Genomic DNA, 17932 nt, shown 5'->3' with positions numbered 1-17932 from the left:
CGGAGGGAAATATGGCAGTTTTAGAAATTGTAAAGCATCCAAATGAAGTGTTAGAAACACCATGCGAAAGAGTAATTAACTTTGATAAAAAGTTAGTGAAATTGTTAAAAGATATGCATGAAACAATGTTAATTGCAGACGGAGTTGGTCTAGCTGCGCCACAAGTAGGTGTAAGCTTACAAGTTGCTGTTGTTGATATAGGTGATGATACGGGTAAAATTGAATTAATTAATCCTGTTATTTTAGAAAAACGTGGTGAACAAGTAGGTCCCGAAGGCTGCTTAAGCTTTCCGGGACTTTATGGTGAAGTGGAGCGTGCAGATTACATTAAAGTACGTGCGCAAAATCGTCGCGGTAAAATATTTTTATTAGAAGCGGATGACTTCTTAGCGCGTGCAATTCAGCATGAAATCGATCATTTACACGGTGTTTTATTTACATCTAAAGTGAAAAGATATTATGAAGCAGGCGAATTAGAATAGGTTTAAAAGGAGCGGTTTTTGAATGATGAAAGTAGTATTTATGGGGACACCGGACTTTTCTGTGCCGGTGCTTCGTCGTCTTATCGAGGACGGATATGACGTAGTGGGTGTTGTAACGCAACCGGATCGTCCAGTTGGTAGAAAAAAGGTTTTAACACCTACTCCTGTTAAAGTAGAAGCGGAGAAACATGGTATTCCAGTATTACAACCGTTAAAAATTCGTGAAAAAGACGAATATGAAAAAGTATTAGCACTAGAGCCAGACTTAATTGTAACAGCGGCATTTGGACAAATCGTACCGAATGAAATTTTAGAAGCGCCAAAGTATAGATGTATTAATGTCCACGCGTCATTACTTCCAGAACTTCGCGGTGGTGCACCAATTCATTATGCGATCATGGAAGGTAAAGAGAAAACAGGTATTACAATTATGTATATGGTAGAAAAATTAGATGCTGGCGATATATTAACACAAGTAGAAGTAGAAATTGAAGAGCGTGAAACAACAGGTTCATTATTTGATAAGTTAAGCGAAGCAGGAGCACACCTTTTATCTAAAACGGTTCCTTTACTAATTCAGGGTAAACTAGAACCAATTAAACAAAGTGAAGCTGAAGTGACGTTTGCATATAATATTAAACGTGAGCAAGAGATAATTGATTGGACAAAAACAGGTGAAGAAGTATACAATCACATTCGCGGATTGAATCCATGGCCAGTTGCTTATACGACTTTGGCAGGACAAGTTATTAAAGTATGGTGGGGAGAGAAAATCTCTATTACAGAGAAAGCTGAACCAGGTACAATAGTAGCTCTTGAAGAAGATGGATTTGTTGTTGCAACAGGGAATGAGACAGGTGTTAAAATCACTGAATTGCAACCGTCTGGTAAAAAGCGTATGAGTTGTTCACAATTTTTACGTGGAACAAAACCTGAAATTGGTACGAAGTTAGGAGAAAATGCATGAGACAAAATGTTCGTGAGTTAGCTCTGGATGGCTTAATTCAAGTAGAAAAAAGTGGTGCATATAGCAACTTACTTTTAAATAATCTGATCGAAAAAAATACAATTGACAGAAAAGATATTGGTTTATTAACTGAAATGGTATATGGAACAATTCAACGTCGTGACACACTAGATTATTATTTACAACCATTTTTAAGAAAAAAGGTTGAAGCGTGGGTAAGAGTGTTGCTTCGCCTATCTTTATATCAAATGTTATATTTAGACCGAGTTCCCGAAAGAGCGGCTATTCATGAAGCTGTTGAGATTGCAAAGCGTCGTGGGCATAAAGGGATTTCAGGTATGGTGAACGGAGTATTGCGTTCAATTCAGCGAGAAGGTGTACCTTCGGTAGAAGAAATCGAAAATCCAGTAGAACGTCTTGCAATTGCAACGAGTCACCCAATGTGGCTTGTACAAGAATGGGCATCCGAATATGGTTTAGAGACAGCAGAGAAAATGTGTGAAGTAAATATGTTGCCACCTGTACCAACAGCACGTATAAATGTTGATAAAGTAACGGTAGAAGAAGCGGTTGCGTTATTAGCTGATGAGGGTATAGAAGCAAAACGTGGCGAATTGTCAGAGGATGCAATTCAAATTGAAAGAGGAAATGTCGCACATACAGAAGCGTTCAAAAAAGGTTTCCTTTCTATTCAAGATGAAAGCTCAATGCTTGTAGCACGTGCTTTAGAACCGAATAAAGGAGATGCAGTTCTAGATAGTTGTGCTGCTCCTGGCGGAAAAACAACTCATATTGCAGAGCGTTTGGACGGAACTGGTAAGGTAATGTCGCTTGATTTACACGCACATAAAGTACGTTTAATTGAACAACAGGCGAAGAGACTTGGTTTAGAAAATGTAGAAACGATGGCTTTAGATGCTAGAAAAGTTCAAGATCATTTTGCAAATGAATCTTTTGACAAAATATTAGTAGATGCACCATGTTCTGGATTTGGTGTTATTAGACGTAAACCTGATATTAAGTTAGGTAAAGATAAGGGCGATAGTGTAAGGTTATCAACGATTCAACTTGCGATACTAGAAAAAATAGCACCATTGTTAAAACAAGGTGGTCGCCTTGTTTATAGTACGTGCACAATTGAAAAAATAGAAAATGAACAAGTAATAAAGCAATTTTTACAAGAGCATCCTGAATTTGAATGGGATACTACGATAAAAGATCGTATGCCAGAAAAGTTAAATCCGTATATTGATGAAGGTCAAGTACGAATTTTACCGCATTATTTTGCAACAGATGGCTTTTATATTGCTTGTTTAAGAAAGAAGGTGTAGCATCATGGAAACGACTGTAAAAAAACAAAAGAAAAATCTAGAGACAAAGAAACCATCAATTTATTCTTTACAACTTCATGAAATGCAAGATTGGTTAAAGGAACAAGGAGAACCTAAGTTCCGTGCAGGACAAATTTTTGATTGGCTATATAAAAAACGTGTAAAAAATTATGAGGATATGTCAAACCTTGCTAAAGGATTGCGCGATAAATTGTCGAATTCCTTTGATATTACTACTTTAAACACTTTAGTAAAACAAACGTCTTCGGATGGAACGATTAAATTCCTATTCCAGTTATATGATGGGTACTCTATTGAAACTGTACTAATGCGACATGAGTATGGAAATTCCATTTGTGTAACAACACAGGTGGGTTGCCGCATTGGCTGTACGTTCTGTGCATCTACACTTGGTGGGTTAAAACGAAACTTAGAGGCTGGAGAAATTGTAGCGCAAGTAGTAGAAGTTCAGCGTGCGCTTGATGAAACAGAAGAACGTGTAAGTTCTCTTGTTGTTATGGGAATTGGAGAACCATTTGATAATTATGATAATTTGATGTCATTCTTACGCATTGTAAATCATGAAAAAGGAATTCATATTGGTGCAAGACATATGACAGTTTCAACAAGTGGAATTGTTCCAAAAATTTATAAGTTCGCTGAAGAAGATATGCAAATCAATTTTGCGATTTCATTGCATGCTGCAAATACAGAGATACGTTCAAAATTAATGCCGATTAACCGTGCTTATAAGCTACCTGATTTAATGGAAGCTGTTAAATACTATGTAAATAGAACAGGGCGTCGTATTACATTTGAATATGGCTTATTTGGAGGAGAAAATGACCAAGTTGAGCACGCTGAAGAACTTGCTGCGCTCTTAAAAGGTATAAAATGTCATGTAAACTTAATTCCGGTAAACTACGTGCCAGAACGTGATTATGTACGTACGCCACGAGAGCAAATTTTCTTATTTGAAAAGACGCTAAAAGATCGTGGAGTGAATGTAACAATTCGCCGTGAACAAGGTCATGATATTGATGCAGCCTGCGGTCAGTTGCGTGCAAAGGAGCGCAAAGAAGAGACGAGGTGACGAGATGAAAGCCGTGTTTCTATCGGATAAAGGGAAAGTTCGTCAACATAATGAAGATAGTGCAGGAGTTTTTCGCAATTTAGATGGAAATATTTTAGCGGTAGTAGCAGATGGAATGGGAGGTCATCGAGCTGGCGATGTAGCTAGCTCGATGGCTATTCAATTATTCCATGATTATTGGAAGCAAACGCATAATATGAATGAGCCTAAAAAGGTAGAAAAGTGGTTACATACTAACGTTGGAATTATTAATGAGCGCATATATGCTTACTCTCAGCAGCATGTAGAATGTAATGGCATGGGAACAACGGTTATCGTGGCGATTTGTACACCTAGTTTTGTAACAATAGGTCATATAGGAGATAGTCGTTGTTATATGGCATCAGAGGGAGAAATATCGCTTGTAACGGAAGATCACTCACTTGTAAATGAACTTGTTAGGCACGGTGAAATTTCAAAAGAAGATGCAGAATATCACCCGAAAAAGAATGTTCTGTTAAGAGCGTTAGGAACAGAAGAAAAAGTCGGACTAGATGTTAAAACATTGGTGCTCGAAGAAGACGATCAATTGCTTCTTTGCTCTGATGGATTGTCTAACAAAGTCCCTATGGCTGATATGCAACAAATTTTACAATTGAATGAACAGCTCGAGGCGAAGGGAGAGCATCTCATTCAATTAGCAAATGATCGTGGTGGAGAAGATAATATCACCCTCGTTATTATTGATTATGCGGATTCGACAAACGAAAGTAGGTGAAGTGCAACGTGCTGATTGGAAAACGCTTAAATGACCGTTATAAGCTGCTGAAAATGATTGGCGGTGGAGGAATGGCCAATGTATATTTAGCTCATGATGATATACTTGGCCGAGATGTAGCGGTAAAAATATTAAGACTCGACTATTCAAATAATGAAGAGTTTATTAAACGTTTCCATCGAGAAGCGCAATCTGTTACAACGTTGTCGCATCCAAATATTGTGAATATGTATGATGTTGGGGAAGAGGATGGTATATATTATCTTGTAATGGAATATGTACCTGGACGAACATTGAAGCAATACATAATCGATCGAGGGATGTTACCGATAGGAGAAGCTCTTGATATAATGGAGCAGTTAACGTCCGCTATGGCACACGCCCATCATTTTGAGATTGTACATCGCGATATTAAACCGCACAATATTTTGATTCGAGATGACGGAGTGATAAAAGTAACAGACTTTGGAATTGCGACAGCTACAAGTGCAGCAACGATTACACATACAAATTCGGTGCTCGGTTCGGTGCATTATTTATCACCAGAACAAGCGCGCGGCGGTATAGCGAATAAACAATCAGATATTTATTCACTTGGGATTGTTATGTTTGAATTGTTAACAGGAAGACAACCGTTTTCTGGTGAATCTGCTGTTGCAATTGCGTTAAAACATTTACAAAATGAAATGCCATCTCCAAAAAGATGGAATGAAAATATTCCACAAAGTGTTGAAAATATTATATTAAAGGCGACTGCGAAAGATCCATTTCATCGATATCAATCTGCTAACGCGATGAAACGAGATATTGAAACAGCACTATACCCAGAACGAATAAATGAACAACCATTTTACATACCAGAAGATATGGAAGCAACGAAAGCGATTCCAATTATTCAACAAGAACAACTATTTCAAAATGTAAGTGATGAAACGATTGTATTAAAAGGAAGTAAAGTGGATGAACAAGTAAGAAAAGAAGAGACCGAATCAGGTAAGAAGAAAAAACGAAGTACTAAATGGCTGAAAGTTTTAATTACAACATTTTTACTTTTAGCAATAGGGATAACCTTAGCACTTACTGTTATTCCAGGCTTCTTTATTCCGAAAGATGTGAAGGTTCCTGATGTGGCTGGTATGAAATATACGACAGCTGTAAATACATTAGTTGAAAAAGGGTTTGAAGTTACTGAACCTAATCTTGTATATACAGATGATGTTGAAGCCGGAAAAGTGATAAAAACAGATCCTATAGCAGGAAGAGTAGTGAAAGAAAACTCTAAAATTACTATCTATCAATCAGGTGGGAAAAAGAAAAGTAAGATGCGTGATTTGACAGGAAAAGATTTCGATAGTATAAGAGCTGAGTTAGAAGAAAAATATAAACAAGTTACAATAAATTATATTGAAAATGATAAGCCGAAAGGTGAAATTGTAGAGCAAATACCAACGCCTGATCAAATGGTTATAGAAGCTGAACAAGAACTGAAAGTTTGGGTAAGTAAAGGACCTTATCAAATAAGACCAGGTGATTTTTCAGGGTGGACTGAAAATAGTGTAAAAGGTTATTTAAATGAAAGAAAGCTCGTTTCTGATATAAAAAGAGAGTATTCAGATACGGTTGATAAAGGCCTTGTTATTTCACAGTTACCAAAGCCTGGGACACCTTTAAAAGAAGGAGATAAAGTATCGATTGTTATCTCCGATGGTCCGAAGCCTAAAGTGACGAAAACGGTAAAAGTGGATAACATTTCTATCCCATATGAAGCTTCTGCAACAGGTGATAAAAAGCCGCAAACAATAGAAATTTATAAAGAAGATATGCAGCAAAAAATGGATAAACCAGTTGAAACGAGAACAATTACTGAGTCAGCGATTATTTCTTTAGAATTTGTAATTCAAGAAGGTGCAAAGGGACACTATAAGATTGTCCGAGATGGAGTAACGATTATGGACAAAGAAGTACCATATCCAGCTCAATAATAGTGAATTCCATCGTCCTTATATAGAAGATGGAATTCACTACTCTTGCCTGTTATGCTGTCTACATCGTGGACTGTATAACAGGCAAAAATATATGATTCAAAAAGCTGTAAAAGTGATACTGTTGTAAATAATATTTCAAATTTGATGGTAGATTAAATATATGAACCTGGATATATATTTGGTGGGTTTTGAAATAATTGTTTAAAGAACTCTAGTCTATTCATATTTAATTGCAGTTTCATTTTATACAAAATAAAGGAGAATTATATGCCAGAAGGAAAAATTGTAAAAGCTCTAAGTGGGTTTTATTATGTGCAGAATGAGGAAGGGATTACACAATGTCGCGGGCGTGGTGTATTTAGAAAGAATAAAATTACACCACTTGTAGGAGACCAAGTTGTTTTTCAAGCGGATAATCCGAATGAAGGTTATGTGTTAGAAGTATTTGATCGAAAAAATGAACTTGTTAGACCTCCTATTGCTAATGTTGATCAAGCTATTCTTGTTTTCTCTGCAGTAGAACCAGATTTTAATCCAGGACTGTTAGATCGATTTTTAGTATTGATTGAATATCATAACATTAAACCGATTATTTGTATTAGTAAGATGGATTTAGTAGATGAAAAAATGAGAGAAACTGTTGAATCTTATGCAAATGATTATCGTGAAATGGGTTATGATGTGTTGTTTACTTCTATAAATACATCGGAAAGTATTGATATTCTGAAACCATTCTTAGAAGGTTGTATTTCCGTCGTTGCAGGCCAATCTGGTGTTGGGAAATCTTCAATGCTAAACGTATTACGTCCAGATTTAGAATTGAAAACTAATGATATTTCTTCACATTTAGGACGTGGAAAGCATACGACAAGACACGTGGAATTAATTACAGTTGGAAGCGGACTTGTTGCGGATACACCTGGTTTTAGTTCGCTTGATTTCATAGATATAGAGGTAGAAGATCTTACATATTGTTTTCCAGAGTTGAAAGAAGCGAGCCAATACTGTAAATTTAGAGGGTGTACACACCTTGCTGAACCGAAATGCGCGGTGAAAGCTGCGATTGAAGAAGGAAAGATTACCGAATATCGTTATAAGAATTACAAACAATTCGTAGAAGAAATTAGAGAGAGAAAGCCGAGGTATTAGTCATGATTAAAATTGCACCATCGATTTTATCAGCAGATTTTTCAAGATTAGGGGAAGAGATTAAAGATGTAGAAAAAGGTGGAGCTGACTACATTCACGTCGATGTAATGGATGGACATTTCGTACCAAATATTACGATTGGACCATTAATTGTAGAAGCAATCCGTCCGATTACATCATTACCGTTAGATGTACATTTAATGATTGAAAATCCTGATAACTATATCCCAACTTTCGCAAAAGCAGGAGCTGATATTATTACTGTCCATGTAGAAGCTTGTCCACATCTACATCGTACAATTCAGTTAATTAAATCTCATGACATTAAAGCGGGAGTTGTATTAAATCCACATACTCCAGTTTCAACGATTGAGCATGTATTAGAAGATATAGACATGGTATTACTTATGACAGTAAATCCTGGATTTGGCGGACAGAAATTTATTCATTCTGTATTACCGAAAATCAAACAAGTTGCAGAAATGGTTAAAGAGCGAAATCTACAAGTGGAAATTGAAGTTGATGGTGGTGTCAACGCTGAAACAGCAAGACTTTGTATTGAAGCAGGAGCGAATGTTCTTGTAGCGGGATCAGCAGTATACAATCAAAAAGACCGCGGTGAAGCAATTCGTGTAATTCGCGGATAAAGAATGAACGGTTATCCTAGTGAAGCTTCTAGTTCATTAAGACTTCACTATTTATACATGTTAGAGTGGCAAATAAGGAGAAAGGCAATCTACCGAATGGCAGATTGCCTTTTTACAATAGAAGGGGAAGGAAAAATGATTATTCATATTTTAGCGGGAGGACCTGCAGAATACTGCGCAGATTTTTCTCGGTATGAAAATGAAGAAGTAGTTTGGGCGGCCGTTGATAGAGGAGTGTACCGTTTGTTGAAAAGGGGAATCACTCCGGCTGTTGCGTTTGGGGATTATGATTCAGTTACTGATGAGGAATTAGCATGGATGGGACAGCAGACAAATGAATTACATATTGTCCCGCGAGAAAAAGATCAAACAGATTTAGAAATTGCAATTAGCTGGGCTTTAGAACAGAAACCAAAGTTAATTCGTATTTTTGGTGCTACTGGTGGAAGACTTGATCATGGTTTAGCAAATATTCAGATGCTTTTAAAGGGATTAGAAGTAAACATAGAAATGTGTATTGTGGACAATAAAAATGAAATAATGGTGAAAAAGTTTGGTATGTATATAATTGAAGGAAACGAACATTTTCCATACGTATCATTTGTACCAGTTACTGAAAGGGTAGAAGGTATTACACTTCACGGTTTTAAGTACCCTCTTACTAATAAAACAATAGAGTGGGGATCGACACTTTGTATTAGTAATGAACTCATTGAGGAAAAAGGTAATTTTTCATTTACTTCTGGCATATTAATGATGATAAGAAGCACTGATTGAAGAAACAATTTTGCTCCTTGCATCATATAGTGAACAAGTGGAGTAATGGGGATTAGGAGGGAAACCATGAGATTTTATACAATTAAGTTACCTAAATTTCTTGGTGGAATTGTTCGTGCGATGTTAAATACCTTCAAAAAAGACTAAAAAAAGCACCTATTACCGGTGCTTTTTCCATTGGTATAATAAAAAAAGAGCCTAGCGGCTCTTTTTTTTATTATTAAACACGTTCGATTTTGCCAGATTTTAATGCTCTAGCAGAAACGTAAACACGTTGAACTTTTCCGTCGATGCGTACGCGAACTTTTTGAAGGTTAGCGCCCCATTTACGTTTTGTAGCGTTCATTGCGTGAGAACGAGAGTTACCAGAACGAGCTTTTCTTCCAGTGATAGCACAAACACGAGCCATTTATATTTCCCTCCCTTAACTACCGTAACATACGTAATTTTTCAATGTTAGCCTTTTATGCGATGCTAAAAACACTACTATAATTTAACACAACTAAAAAGAGAATGCAACACCGTAGGAAAAAGAAATCAAGAAAAAATACTTGACACTATATGTCAATGAAGAAAAGGTGAAATCAAGAAAAATTGCTTGACATATTATAGTGGTACATGTTGTATAATAACAATGGACTATTTTGCTCATCATAAAAAAATGTAATTTAAAACATAAAATATGAGAGTGAAAAAGAAAGAACGATGGAATTTTCTTTGAAAAGATTATATGATAGTAACTAAAGTAGTCTAGCTCACTTTCACCATTTATGAAGGGGGAAACGAGATGTCAATTGAAATTAAAACGAAGTACGGTCAAATTGATATTAGTACAGATGTAATTGCAACAATTGCTGGAGGTGCCGCAGTAGATTGCTACGGTATCGTAGGTATGGCATCAAAAAATCAGTTAAAAGATGGATTAACAGACATTTTACGAAAAGAAAACTTCACTAGAGGCGTTATTGTTCGTAAAGATGAAGATGAAGTACATATTGATATGTATATTATTGTGAGCTATGGTACGAAAATTTCAGAAGTAGCACATAACGTGCAGACTAAAGTGAAATATACATTAGATCAAACTGTAGGACTAGCAGTAGATTCTGTAAACATCTACGTACAAGGAGTTAAAGTAATAAACTTGTAATGTGCATTAAGGAGGAAAATCTGTGTCAATTCAAAAAATTGATGGAAAACGTTTATCACAAATGATCATTCAAGGAGCCAATAATTTAACAAATAATGTTCAGCTTGTTGATGCATTAAACGTATTTCCAGTTCCAGATGGCGATACCGGTACAAACATGAACTTATCAATGACTTCAGGCGCACGTGAAGTGAAAGCAAATCTTTCACAGCATGCTGGTAAAGTCGGCGTAAGTTTAGCCAAAGGATTATTAATGGGGGCTCGTGGTAACTCTGGGGTTATTTTATCTCAGTTATTCCGTGGTTTCTCTAAATCCATTGAACAAAAAGAAGAATTAACGACAGTTGATTTTGCTGCAGCTTTAGAAGCTGGAGTAGAGGCAGCTTACAAAGCGGTTATGAAACCAATTGAAGGAACGATTTTAACGGTTGCAAGAGAAACGGGTAAATATGCAGTGACAGTTGCGAAAAAACAGCGCGACTTTGTTTTGTTTATGGAAGACGTTGTAAAAGAAGCAAACGCATCGTTAAATCGTACGCCAGATTTATTACCTGTATTAAAACAAGTTGGCGTTGTAGATAGCGGTGGTAAAGGTCTTGTTGTTGTGTATGAAGGATTTTTAGCTGACTTAAAAGGAGAAACGATTTCTTCTAATATGCCTGCCCAACCATCTATGAATGACATGGTACGCGCAGAACATCACCGTAGTGTACAAAGCCAATTGAGTACAGAAGATATTAAGTATGGATATTGTACGGAATTCATGGTGAAATTAGAGCCTGAAAAAATGAAGGAACATAATTTCTCTGAACAAAAATTCCGTGAAGATATTAGTGTGTACGGAGATTCACTACTTGTTGTATCGGATGATGAGGTTGTAAAGGTTCATATTCATGCGGAACATCCTGGAGAACCTATGAACTATGGACAACGTTACGGTAGTCTAATTAAGATCAAAGTAGAAAATATGCGTGAACAGCATACTGCTTTATTAGATGAACCTACCATGGTGCCTGAACAAACGAATCAGCCAATAGAGAAACAACCGTATGGTATTGTAACTGTAGCTATGGGATCGGGTATTAAAACTTTATTTGAGAGCATTGGCGCAACGAAAGTTATCGAAGGTGGCCAAACGATGAATCCGAGTACGGAGGATATTGTGAAGGCGATTGAAGAGGCGAATGCTGAAAAAATCATCATCTTACCAAATAACGGGAATATCGTGATGGCAGCAGAACAAGCAGCGTCAGTTGTAGAACAAGAAGTTATTGTTATTCGTTCAAAAACAGTTCCTCAAGGTATGGCTGCAATGTTAGCATTTAATCCAGTTGGAACGCTAGAAGAGAATGAAGAAAACATGAAAGAAGCTTTAGCTCATGTGAAAACAGGTCAGATTACGTATGCTGTTCGTGATACGGAAATTGACGGTGTAGCGATTCAAAAAGATGATTTCATGTGTCTTGCAGATGGGAAAATTGTATCTACAAATGCTGAGAAAGTAGGAGCTGCAAAGCAATTACTAGAAGCGCTAATTGATGAGGATTCTGAAATCGTAACGATCCTACAAGGTGAAGATGCAACAGATGAAGAAGTGGCTGAATTAGTTGCATTTGTAGAAGAGAACTTTGAAGATGCAGAAGTAGAAGTACATGCAGGGAACCAACCGGTGTATTCTTTCATCTTCTCTGTAGAATAAGATAAGATTTGATTTGGAAATAAATGGGTTACTTACTTGCTAATGGATAAGAAATAGTGATATGAAATTTATTACTAGTTTTTATTCAAAAGGCTAGCATATTGATGATAGAAAAGAGCCTTGCTGCTAATAGTGAGGCTCTTTTCTTACGTATTGTACAACTTTGTTTTATCCCGCTATTTGTGGGCAGTAAAACTTCCACCCCTAAATTCGGCTGGAGCAAAGAAGTTAGGTGGGAGATAAACTGCCCGTAAACGCCCGATTGGTGAAGGCTAATAATCAGTGGGGGATGAACAAAACCCCCACTGATTATAGTTTCACTTTATACAGAGGGATTAGAGTAGTTTCTCTTAGAATGCCTATGATAGAATATATAAGGTGAAAGAGAGCAATTACAGATGTCAATGATATTAATGGATAATCAATAGAATGAATCAAATAAAATAATGTGACGGAGCGTGAGAATCTTGAATGAAGTTGTACAAGTTCCTGTTACGGATGTAAAGGGAATCGGAGGAGAAACATCTGAGTTGTTACACGAGATGGGAATTTATACAGTTTCTCATCTATTAGAACATTTTCCGTACCGCTATGAAGACTATGCGATGAAAGATCTTGCTGAAGTAAAGCATGACGAGCGTGTAACAGTTGAGGGGAAAGTTCATAGTGCTCCTTTACTGCAATATTATGGGAAGAAGAAGTCACGTCTTACAGTTCGTGTTCTCGTCGGTCGTTATTTAATTACAGCTGTATGTTTTAATAGACCATACTATAAACAAAAGTTAAATCTAGATGAAACGGTAACGATTACTGGTAAATGGGATCAGCATCGCCAAACAATTGCTGTATCAGAACTGAATTTTGGACCGGTTGTACGACAACAAGAAGTAGAACCTGTATATTCAGTGAAAGGAAAACTGACAGTAAAACAGATGCGCCGTTTTGTTGCACAAGCATTTAAGGAGTATGGAGATTCTATAGTCGAAGTGTTACCAGATGGTTTGTTAAGTCGATATAAATTATTATCACGCTATGAAGCGCTCAGAGGGTTACATTTTCCAGTGGGACAGGAAGACTTAAAGCAAGCGCGTCGCCGTTTTGTATATGAGGAGTTTTTCTTGTTTCAGTTGAAAATGCAAACATTACGGAAAATGGAAAGGGAAAACTCGAAAGGGACGAAAAAAGAAATTTCATTAGTAGAATTACAAGAGTTTACTGATGCACTTCCGTTTCCGTTAACTGGTGCACAACGCCGGGTTGTAGATGAAATAATGAAAGATATGACATCTCCGTACCGAATGAATCGATTATTGCAAGGGGATGTAGGTTCTGGGAAAACAGTTGTTGCTGCGATTGCTCTTTATGCGGCGAAATTGGCTCATTATCAAGGTGCTTTGATGGTTCCTACAGAAATTTTAGCCGAACAACATTATCAGTCGCTCGCGGAGACGTTTTCACATTTCGGTATGAAGGTTGAATTGCTAACAAGTTCTGTTAAAGGTGCGAGACGTCGAGAAATTTTGTCGAGATTAGAACAAGGAGAGGTAGATATCCTTGTTGGGACGCACGCTTTAATTCAAGACGAAGTTATATTTCATAGGTTAGGTGTCGTTATTACCGATGAACAGCATCGATTTGGTGTGGCGCAGCGCCGGGTTTTACGTGAGAAAGGTGAAAGTCCAGATGTGTTGTTTATGACGGCGACCCCAATCCCGCGTACGTTAGCTATCACTGCATTTGGAGAGATGGACGTTTCTATTATCGATGAAATGCCAGCTGGTAGAAAGGTAATCGAAACGTACTGGGCAAAACATGATATGTTAGATCGTGTTCTCGGCTTTGTGGAGAAAGAGATAAAAAAAGGAAGACAGGCATATGTTATTTGCCCTCTTATTGAAGAGTCTGAGAAGCTTGATGTACAAAATGCTATCGACTTACATAGTATGCTGACTCATCATTATCAAGGGAAATGCCAAGTTGGATTAATGCATGGGAGACTATCATCCCAAGAAAAAGAAGAGATAATGGGACAGTTTAGTGAAAATAAAGTGCAAATTCTTGTGTCGACAACAGTTGTTGAAGTAGGTGTGAATGTACCAAATGCGACTGTTATGGTTATTTATGATGCGGAACGTTTCGGTTTATCACAGCTCCATCAGTTGAGGGGGCGTGTTGGGCGTGGTAGTGAACAATCATATTGTTTATTAATTGCGGACCCAAAATCAGAAACGGGAAAAGAAAGAATGCGCATTATGACTGAAACAAATGATGGATTTGTATTATCAGAAAAAGATTTAGAGTTACGAGGTCCTGGGGATTTCTTTGGAAGTAAGCAAAGTGGTCTGCCAGAATTTAAGGTTGCTGATATGGTGCATGATTATCGGGCGTTAGAAACAGCAAGACAAGATGCGGCGATACTAGTTGATTCAGAAGCGTTTTGGCATAATGATCAGTATGCTTCGCTGCGTACTTATCTTAATGGGACAGGTGTGTTCCAGGGAGAGAAGCTCGATTAAAAGTAGTCTGCAAAAGTTTTTGTTGCATTCTACTTTTAATGATTATATACTACTTTTAGTACCTAGTCATAAAAAATGGATGGTGCGGTATGAAAAAAAGAAGAAGTAAAAAAGAAAGACAAGAATTATTACAACAAACAATAGAAACGAATCCTTTTATAACGGATGAAGATTTAGCGGAAAAATTTCAAGTGAGCATACAAACTGTTCGTCTTGATCGTATGGAATTATCTATTCCTGAATTAAGAGAACGAATTAAGCATGTGGCTACAAAACAACATGAAGAAGATGTGAAATCTTTACCGTTAGAAGAGGTTGTCGGAGAAATTATCGATATAGAATTAGATAGACATGCGATTTCTATCTTTGAAGTAAAGGTAGAACATGTATTTAAAAGAAATCAAATTGCTCGTGGGCATCATTTGTTTGCGCAAGCAAACTCACTAGCTGTTGCGGTTATTGATGAAGAATTAGCTTTAACTGCAAAGTCCACCATTCGATATATTCGTCCTGTAAAATTAGGAGAGCGTGTTGTTGCAAAAGCACGTGTTGAAGATGTAGAGAATGATAAAGGACGGACGGTTGTCAAAGTGCGTAGCTTTGTAGGAGAAGAACTTGTTTTTACAGGCACTTTTGAAATGTATCGATCTAGTAATTATAGTGAGGAAGGTAACAACTTATGAAAATCGCAATAGATGCAATGGGCGGCGATCATGCACCAAAGGCTGTAGTATTAGGAGCAATGAAAGCTATTAAGGAATACTCAGATTTACATATTACGTTAGTAGGGAAAGAAGAGGGAATTCGTCAATATTTAACGAGTGAAGAACGAATTACTATACTTCATACAGACGAAAAAATTGAATCGACAGACGAACCAGTAAGAGCGGTTCGTCGAAAAAAACAAGCTTCAATGGTACTAGCGGCGCAGCAAGTAAAAGACGGCGTAGCGGATGCTTGTATATCAGCAGGTAGTACAGGAGCTTTGATGGCAGCTGGATTGTTTGTTATTGGTCGTATGGAAGGAATTGAACGACCAGCTTTATCACCTACAATGCCAACTGTTGATGGAGAAGGTTTTGTTATGTTAGATGTTGGAGCCAACGTTGATGCAAAACCAATTCATTTATATCAATATGCAGTAATGGGCTCTGTTTACGCAGAGAAGGTAAGAGGAATTAAAAATCCACGCGTTGGACTTTTAAACGTTGGAACAGAGGATGGTAAAGGAAACGAGCTTTCAAAACAGGTCTTTGCTATGCTCAAGGATGCACCAATTAATTTCGTTGGAAACGTTGAATCAAGAGATTTATTGCAAGGTGTAGCAGACGTTGTTGTATGTGATGGTTTTACGGGTAATGTAGCGCTAAAATCATTAGAAGGAACAGCACTTGCGTTATTCTCTATGTTAAAAGAACAATTAATGAGTTCGTTTACGAGCAAATTAGCAGCAGCGGTATTAAAACCAAAACTTATGGTATTGAAAGATAAAATGGATTATTCGGAGTATGGAGGAGCGGCGTTGTTTGGATTGAAAGCTCCTGTCATTAAGGCTCACGGTTCTTCTAATGACCAATCGATATTTAGTGCGATTCGTCAAACGAGAGAAATGGTAGCGAAAGAAGTAATTCCTACAATTTCAAGTGTAATGGAGAAGGAGCCGCTTCAATAAGAGGAGGATTTGAAATGGGAAAAATAGCATTTCTTTTTCCGGGCCAAGGTTCACAGGCAGTTGGAATGGGTAGACAGTTAGCGGAGAATAATAAAGAGGTTGCGAAAGTGTTTGCAAAAGCGGATGAGGTTTTGCATGATTCTCTTTCAGAAGTGATTTTTGAAGGACCGCAGGAAAAGTTAACATTAACGACAAATGCGCAACCGGCACTATTAACAACGAGCTTTGCAATTTTAACAGCTTTGAAGGAGTATGATATTACACCTGATTTTGTCGCAGGACATAGTTTGGGTGAATATAGCGCTCTTGTAGCTGCTGGTGCATTAACATTTGAAGACGCTGTATATGCTGTAAGGAAACGCGGGGAATATATGGAAGAAGCTGTTCCAGGCGGGGAAGGTGCAATGGCAGCTATTTTAGGTGCGGATCCGGATATGCTGAAACGAGTTACAGAAGAAGTAACAAGTGAAGGATACGCAGTGCAAATTGCTAATATGAATAGTACGAAGCAAATTGTTATTTCTGGAACAAAGCAAGGAGTAGAACTTGCTTCTCAAAGAGCGAAAGAAAATGGCGCTAAAAGAGCAATCCCGCTCAAAGTAAGTGGACCGTTTCATTCCTCGCTTATGAAACCAGCTGCTGAGAAATTCCAAAGTGTTTTAAATGAAATTACAATTCAAGACACGAATATTCCTATTATTGCAAATGTTACGGCGGATGTTATTACACGTGGTACAGATATTCAAGAAAAGCTAATTGAACAGCTCTATTCGCCTGTATTATGGTACCCATCTATTGAGTATATGGTGAATCAAGGGGTAGATACATTCATTGAAATCGGACCTGGAAAAGTACTTGCTGGTCTTATGAAGTCGATTGATTCTTCAGTGAAAGCATATGCGATATATGATGAAGAGACATTAAAAGATACCATTTCAAATTTGAGAGGAGAAAGCTGATGTTAAAAGGGAAAGTAGCATTAGTAACTGGTGCTTCACGTGGGATTGGTCGTGCGATTGCCATTGATTTAGCAAAACAAGGGGCAAATGTTGTAGTAAATTATGCTGGTAATGAGCAAAAGGCGAATGAAGTAGTTGATGAAATAAAGAAATTAGGTTCAGATGCCATTGCAGTAAGAGCAGATGTTGCAAATGCTGATGATGTTACAAGTATGGTGAAACAAACTGTAGATACGTTTGGACAAGTTGATATTCTTGTAAATAACGCTGGTGTAACAAAAGATAATTTATTAATGCGTATGAAAGAAGAAGAATGGGATACAGTTATTAATACAAACTTAAAAGGTGTTTTCTTATGTACGAAAGCAGTATCGCGCTATATGATGCGTCAACGTCATGGACGTATTATTAATATCGCTTCTGTTGTTGGTGTAACAGGAAACCCAGGACAAGCAAATTATGTAGCTGCTAAAGCTGGTGTAATTGGATTAACAAAAACATCAGCAAAAGAATTAGCGAGCCGAAATATTACTGTAAATGCAATTGCTCCAGGGTTTATTGCGACTGATATGACGGATGTATTAGATGAAAATATAAAAGCAGAAATGTTAAAATTAATTCCTGCGGCTCAGTTTGGAGAAGCACAAGATATCGCAAATACTGTAACGTTTTTCGCTTCTGATCAAAGTAAATATGTTACAGGTCAAACGTTAAATGTTGACGGCGGTATGGTAATGTAATAAAAGAA

General features: G+C 37.3%; 18 protein-coding genes. 17 read left to right on the top strand and 1 reads right to left on the bottom strand.

Annotation, left to right across the window (positions count from 1 at the left end; genetic code table 11):
• Positions 1 to 11: 11 nt before the first annotated feature.
• The 10 genes from def (at position 12) to spoVM (ending at position 9335) form a co-directional block, all read left to right on the top strand.
• Positions 12 to 482 (top strand): peptide deformylase, encoded by a 471-nt coding sequence (gene def, locus NSQ47_RS12850; RefSeq protein WP_002014496.1) that lies wholly within the window; start codon positions 12 to 14, stop codon positions 480 to 482.
• 22 nt (positions 483 to 504) lie between these two features.
• Positions 505 to 1449 carry a methionyl-tRNA formyltransferase gene (gene fmt / locus NSQ47_RS12845; RefSeq protein WP_002160723.1) on the top strand — a complete coding sequence of 315 codons (945 nt, stop codon included), beginning with the start codon at positions 505 to 507 and terminating at the stop codon, positions 1447 to 1449.
• Positions 1446 to 2780 (top strand): 16S rRNA (cytosine(967)-C(5))-methyltransferase RsmB, encoded by a 1335-nt coding sequence (gene rsmB, locus NSQ47_RS12840; RefSeq protein ID WP_341037095.1) that lies wholly within the window; start codon positions 1446 to 1448, stop codon positions 2778 to 2780. Before fmt ends, rsmB begins: the two co-directional genes overlap by 4 nt.
• A 4-nt stretch (positions 2781 to 2784) precedes the next feature.
• Entirely contained in the window at positions 2785 to 3873 is a 1089-nt protein-coding gene (gene rlmN, locus NSQ47_RS12835) for a 23S rRNA (adenine(2503)-C(2))-methyltransferase RlmN (protein WP_341037094.1), read from the top strand.
• 4 nt (positions 3874 to 3877) lie between these two features.
• A complete protein-coding gene (locus NSQ47_RS12830) occupies positions 3878 to 4630 on the top strand; it encodes a Stp1/IreP family PP2C-type Ser/Thr phosphatase (RefSeq protein ID WP_215579446.1) in 753 nt (250 codons plus the stop codon).
• An 8-nt stretch (positions 4631 to 4638) separates the two neighbouring features.
• Complete coding sequence (pknB, locus tag NSQ47_RS12825) at positions 4639 to 6612, top strand: Stk1 family PASTA domain-containing Ser/Thr kinase (RefSeq protein ID WP_215579443.1); 1974 nt, start codon at positions 4639 to 4641, stop codon at positions 6610 to 6612.
• Positions 6613 to 6882: 270 nt separating this feature from the next.
• Complete coding sequence (gene rsgA, locus NSQ47_RS12820; RefSeq protein WP_016106007.1) at positions 6883 to 7764, top strand: ribosome small subunit-dependent GTPase A; 882 nt, start codon at positions 6883 to 6885, stop codon at positions 7762 to 7764.
• A 2-nt stretch (positions 7765 to 7766) separates the two neighbouring features.
• Positions 7767 to 8411: a ribulose-phosphate 3-epimerase gene (rpe, locus tag NSQ47_RS12815; RefSeq protein ID WP_002111395.1), complete on the top strand. Its 645-nt coding sequence runs from the start codon at positions 7767 to 7769 to the stop codon at positions 8409 to 8411.
• Positions 8412 to 8507: 96 nt separating this feature from the next.
• Positions 8508 to 9188: a thiamine diphosphokinase gene (locus tag NSQ47_RS12810; protein WP_033714868.1), complete on the top strand. Its 681-nt coding sequence runs from the start codon at positions 8508 to 8510 to the stop codon at positions 9186 to 9188.
• A 66-nt stretch (positions 9189 to 9254) separates the two neighbouring features.
• Positions 9255 to 9335 carry a stage V sporulation protein SpoVM gene (gene spoVM / locus NSQ47_RS12805; protein ID WP_001213599.1) on the top strand — a complete coding sequence of 27 codons (81 nt, stop codon included), beginning with the start codon at positions 9255 to 9257 and terminating at the stop codon, positions 9333 to 9335.
• Positions 9336 to 9408: 73 nt separating this feature from the next.
• On the opposite strand, the gene rpmB is transcribed toward spoVM, so the two are convergent.
• Positions 9409 to 9597: a 50S ribosomal protein L28 gene (gene rpmB, locus NSQ47_RS12800; RefSeq protein ID WP_000124776.1), complete on the bottom strand. Its 189-nt coding sequence runs from the start codon at positions 9595 to 9597 to the stop codon at positions 9409 to 9411.
• A 378-nt stretch (positions 9598 to 9975) separates the two neighbouring features.
• On the opposite strand from rpmB, the gene NSQ47_RS12795 reads away from it, so the two are divergent.
• The 7 genes from NSQ47_RS12795 (at position 9976) to fabG (ending at position 17924) form a co-directional block, all read left to right on the top strand.
• Positions 9976 to 10338 carry an Asp23/Gls24 family envelope stress response protein gene (locus NSQ47_RS12795; protein WP_000021109.1) on the top strand — a complete coding sequence of 121 codons (363 nt, stop codon included), beginning with the start codon at positions 9976 to 9978 and terminating at the stop codon, positions 10336 to 10338.
• A gap of 22 nt (positions 10339 to 10360) precedes the next feature.
• Positions 10361 to 12037 (top strand): DAK2 domain-containing protein, encoded by a 1677-nt coding sequence (locus tag NSQ47_RS12790; RefSeq protein ID WP_002160728.1) that lies wholly within the window; start codon positions 10361 to 10363, stop codon positions 12035 to 12037.
• A 467-nt stretch (positions 12038 to 12504) separates the two neighbouring features.
• Positions 12505 to 14553 carry an ATP-dependent DNA helicase RecG gene (gene recG, locus NSQ47_RS12785; protein WP_341037092.1) on the top strand — a complete coding sequence of 683 codons (2049 nt, stop codon included), beginning with the start codon at positions 12505 to 12507 and terminating at the stop codon, positions 14551 to 14553.
• Positions 14554 to 14642: 89 nt separating this feature from the next.
• Positions 14643 to 15236 carry a transcription factor FapR gene (gene fapR, locus NSQ47_RS12780; protein WP_000747352.1) on the top strand — a complete coding sequence of 198 codons (594 nt, stop codon included), beginning with the start codon at positions 14643 to 14645 and terminating at the stop codon, positions 15234 to 15236.
• The gene (gene plsX, locus NSQ47_RS12775) at positions 15233 to 16225 is read left to right on the top strand and encodes a phosphate acyltransferase PlsX (RefSeq protein WP_002160729.1); all 993 of its coding nucleotides are present in this window, start codon (positions 15233 to 15235) and stop codon (positions 16223 to 16225) included. The genes fapR and plsX overlap by 4 nt, the downstream gene beginning before the upstream one ends.
• Positions 16226 to 16239: 14 nt before the next feature.
• Positions 16240 to 17184, top strand: a complete 945-nt coding sequence (gene fabD / locus NSQ47_RS12770) for an ACP S-malonyltransferase (protein WP_002160730.1) — start codon at positions 16240 to 16242, stop codon at positions 17182 to 17184.
• Positions 17184 to 17924 carry a 3-oxoacyl-[acyl-carrier-protein] reductase gene (gene fabG, locus NSQ47_RS12765; RefSeq protein ID WP_016106004.1) on the top strand — a complete coding sequence of 247 codons (741 nt, stop codon included), beginning with the start codon at positions 17184 to 17186 and terminating at the stop codon, positions 17922 to 17924. Before fabD ends, fabG begins: the two co-directional genes overlap by 1 nt.
• Positions 17925 to 17932 lie beyond the last annotated feature (8 nt).

Source organism: Bacillus sp. FSL R10-2780 (assembly GCF_038006125.1).
Lineage (GTDB): Bacteria > Bacillota > Bacilli > Bacillales > Bacillaceae_G > Bacillus_A > Bacillus_A cereus_U.
Note: the sequence above shows the minus strand (reverse complement) of the source record. Positions and strands in the feature narration are given on the sequence as shown.

Bases quoted from the DNA above. Each gene is read 5' to 3' on its own strand.
- def (WP_002014496.1), top strand. From the start codon at position 12: ATGGCAGTTTTAGAAATTGTAAAGCATCCAAATGAAGTGTTAGAAACA.
- fmt (WP_002160723.1), top strand. From the start codon at position 505: ATGATGAAAGTAGTATTTATGGGGACACCGGACTTTTCTGTGCCGGTG.
- rsmB (WP_341037095.1), top strand. From the start codon at position 1,446: ATGAGACAAAATGTTCGTGAGTTAGCTCTGGATGGCTTAATTCAAGTA.
- rlmN (WP_341037094.1), top strand. From the start codon at position 2,785: ATGGAAACGACTGTAAAAAAACAAAAGAAAAATCTAGAGACAAAGAAA.
- NSQ47_RS12830 (WP_215579446.1), top strand. From the start codon at position 3,878: ATGAAAGCCGTGTTTCTATCGGATAAAGGGAAAGTTCGTCAACATAAT.
- rsgA (WP_016106007.1), top strand. From the start codon at position 6,883: ATGCCAGAAGGAAAAATTGTAAAAGCTCTAAGTGGGTTTTATTATGTG.
- rpe (WP_002111395.1), top strand. From the start codon at position 7,767: ATGATTAAAATTGCACCATCGATTTTATCAGCAGATTTTTCAAGATTA.
- NSQ47_RS12810 (WP_033714868.1), top strand. From the start codon at position 8,508: ATGGCAGATTGCCTTTTTACAATAGAAGGGGAAGGAAAAATGATTATT.
- spoVM (WP_001213599.1), top strand. From the start codon at position 9,255: ATGAGATTTTATACAATTAAGTTACCTAAATTTCTTGGTGGAATTGTT.
- rpmB (WP_000124776.1), bottom strand. From the start codon at position 9,597: ATGGCTCGTGTTTGTGCTATCACTGGAAGAAAAGCTCGTTCTGGTAAC.
- NSQ47_RS12795 (WP_000021109.1), top strand. From the start codon at position 9,976: ATGTCAATTGAAATTAAAACGAAGTACGGTCAAATTGATATTAGTACA.
- fapR (WP_000747352.1), top strand. From the start codon at position 14,643: ATGAAAAAAAGAAGAAGTAAAAAAGAAAGACAAGAATTATTACAACAA.
- plsX (WP_002160729.1), top strand. From the start codon at position 15,233: ATGAAAATCGCAATAGATGCAATGGGCGGCGATCATGCACCAAAGGCT.
- fabD (WP_002160730.1), top strand. From the start codon at position 16,240: ATGGGAAAAATAGCATTTCTTTTTCCGGGCCAAGGTTCACAGGCAGTT.
- fabG (WP_016106004.1), top strand. From the start codon at position 17,184: ATGTTAAAAGGGAAAGTAGCATTAGTAACTGGTGCTTCACGTGGGATT.